Raw genomic sequence first — 2619 nt, 5'->3', positions numbered from 1 at the left:
TTCAATCGGGTTTTCGAGCTTGCCGGTGTTGACGTAGTGCAGGTCGATGCCGCACGATTTTGCATGCTCGACGGTATAGATCGAGGCAGCGCGCGCCAATCTCGCGTCGTCGATGTCGGTGACGACGAGCAGGCCCGGTTTGCGGTCGCAGTGCAGCGCGTAGTCGATGGTGCCGAGGCCCATCGGGCCTACGCCCGCGAGGAGCGCCATCTTGCCGCCCTCGCGTATACCCATATCGTGGACGTACTCGCCGTCACGGGTGTGGTACATCGCGTGGAACGTGCCGATGATGCAGCTCATGGGTTCGGCAAGCGAACCGTAGAAGAAGACATCGCTCTTGTAGGGCAGCAGGCAGTCCATGTGCAGCGTTTCCCAGGGGATATTGACGTAGGTCGCGTCGCCGCCGCACTCGCGGAAGGAATAGCCCGGCGCGGTCAGCGCACCCTGATAGGAGTGCGCGGGCTGTATGACGAAGCCGTCGCCCTTTTTGAACTTGTGCGCCCAGTTCTTGCCGACTTCATCCACGATGCCGCAGAACTCGTGCCCTATGATCGTGGGATTTGTCGCGACATCATCAGGAACGCGCTTGTGCGCAGCTCCCTGCATGTAGACCTTATACGAGGACATGCAAAGGCTGTCCGAAATCACCTTGCAGCGAACGCCGTCGTCGCCGACCGGGCTCAACTCAAACTCCTCCAGCCGCAGATCCTGCGCGCCGTAGATGCGAACTGCTCTTGTCTTCATGCTCTTACTCTCTTTCTCCGTTCTCATGCCGGATCAGTCTCCATGTGCTCTCGATTAAATTGCTGAACTGCTCTTCCCGCATCTTCTCGATGATAAAGCTCTGTCGCGGGGAGTTGATGTCCTCGCCCGTGATCTGCTGCATGCCGCAGCGGTCGCAGAGACTTCTCAGCCGCTCGATCTGCGCTTGCGAGTTGCGCGTGGGCATATAGGTCACCGCGCGGATACCCGCCCGGTCGATCACCGCAAACAGCTCGTCGAGGTAGTCGTCTTCAAATTTCTGCGCTTTCTTGTCGCCGGTGACGCTGCTCGTCACGTCGCCGAGATACGCATACGCGAGAATGCCGCCGGATTCTCCTGCGAACCGCACGATTTCATTCAGCGTCGGGCATTCGTCTGTCGCCGGGATAAACACCTTCGGGATGCAGTCCTTTTTCAGCGCGCCGACGAGGTCGTATTCCGCGAACATAACGTCGAGTTCGCTCGCGTTCTGCGGGAGGCTCGCTTTGCCGAGCGCAATCAGCTGCCGCGCGAGCGCGAGCATGAGGTGCCGTTCGGTCACGCTTCCGCCCTCTGCCGCCTGCGAGAGCGGCAGCACATCGCGATCGAAATTGAGCTGTACACCGTCAAGTGCGTAGAGATCATTGATCCGCTCGACCATTTTTCTATTACGCGCGTTGCGCTTTTCGCGAACGGGCGCGAAATACGCCTGCACCAGATCGATGTTCTCGTGCGGAACCGCGTGCAGCACCATGTAGCTGTTGCCGATCTGGTCGGGGTTGTTGGTGCGCTTGTCTGCAAGCGGGGTTTCCGCAAACGAAATCCGCGTCTCGATGCCGATGGTCGTCGGAATCCCGACGATCTTCCCTGCCTCGATGAATTCTCTTGCTCCGCCGATGCTGTCGTGATCCACGATGCCGCAGGTGGCGAGGCCTTCCGCTCTTGCCGCGTAGACCGCGGCAGATGGCGAATAAGGCGAGAACGAATAGTTCGTGTGGATGTGGTTGTTGACCATCCTTGGGTCAACGGAAGTGAACTTGGCGCGCGCTGTCGCGCGCGCAAGCGCGGCTAAGCGATCTTCGCTTGTTCCTGCATTCAATTCGTTAAGGAGCGAAAAATCAATCATCTGAGCATCACCTGTCCGCCGGTCACGGGGATTGCCTGACCCGTTTCGTAGGTCTGCTCCACCGCGTAGAAGATCGCCTTTGCGACGTCCGACGGCAAACATCCACGCTTGATCAGCGATTTGCTTAGATAGAAGTTCTTGACATCTTCAATCGTCTTCGCGCCCGGCACCTTGCCTGTATGCAGATACTGCACGAACAATCCGCGCTCGGGATCGCTCCAAAGCGGGCCGTCGTAATAGTTTCCGGGGCAAATCGCGTTGACCTTGATGTTATAGGGTGCGAGCTCCAGCGCAAAGCTTTCGACCAGCCCGATGCCACCGAACTTTCCGCCCGCGTAGGCGAAGTTCTTGTTGCTGCCCTCAAGTCCGCTCTTGCTGTTGATCTCAATGATATCGCCCATCCACGAAGCATCCGCCGAAAACTGTGCGCGCATGATCCGCTGGGCGTATTTCACGCAGGTGAAAAACGCGGTGTAGTTGATCGCGGTCACGAACTCGAAATCCTTCTTCTCCATTTCGTCGAGTGAGCCCGCCTTGAGCACGCCCGCGTTGCTGACGAACAAGTCCAGCCCGCCGAACGCTTCCACCGTGGCTGCAATCAGCGCCGCGACGCTCTCCTCGCTGGAGACGTCCGTCTTGACCGCAACCGCGCGCTCGCCGAGCGACTCCGCGACCGTCTGCGCCAGCGGCTCGTTCAGGTCGGCAATCACGACAAACGCGCCCTCACGGTAGAGTTCCTCCGCAATGCCCTT

General features: G+C 59.1%; 3 protein-coding genes. All 3 read right to left on the bottom strand.

What is annotated here, in order from left to right; genetic code table 11:
- Positions 1-744, bottom strand: a 744-nt coding sequence (locus tag VN622_03805) for an alcohol dehydrogenase catalytic domain-containing protein (protein ID HWR34981.1), incomplete at its 3' end; no start/stop codon positions are given.
- 4 nt (positions 745-748) lie between these two features.
- Entirely contained in the window at positions 749-1867 is a 1119-nt protein-coding gene (locus VN622_03800) for a PHP domain-containing protein (protein HWR34980.1), read from the bottom strand.
- Positions 1864-2619 (bottom strand): SDR family oxidoreductase (locus VN622_03795; protein ID HWR34979.1); only part of this gene is annotated, 756 nt, incomplete at its 5' end. The genes VN622_03795 and VN622_03800, both read right to left, overlap by 4 nt.

The sequence above is a fragment of the Clostridia bacterium genome (assembly GCA_035561135.1).
Taxonomy (GTDB): Bacteria; Acidobacteriota; Terriglobia; order Terriglobales; family Acidobacteriaceae; genus DATMYA01.
The sequence above is the reverse complement of the archived record's forward strand: the minus strand, read 5'-3'. Positions and strand labels throughout refer to the sequence as shown.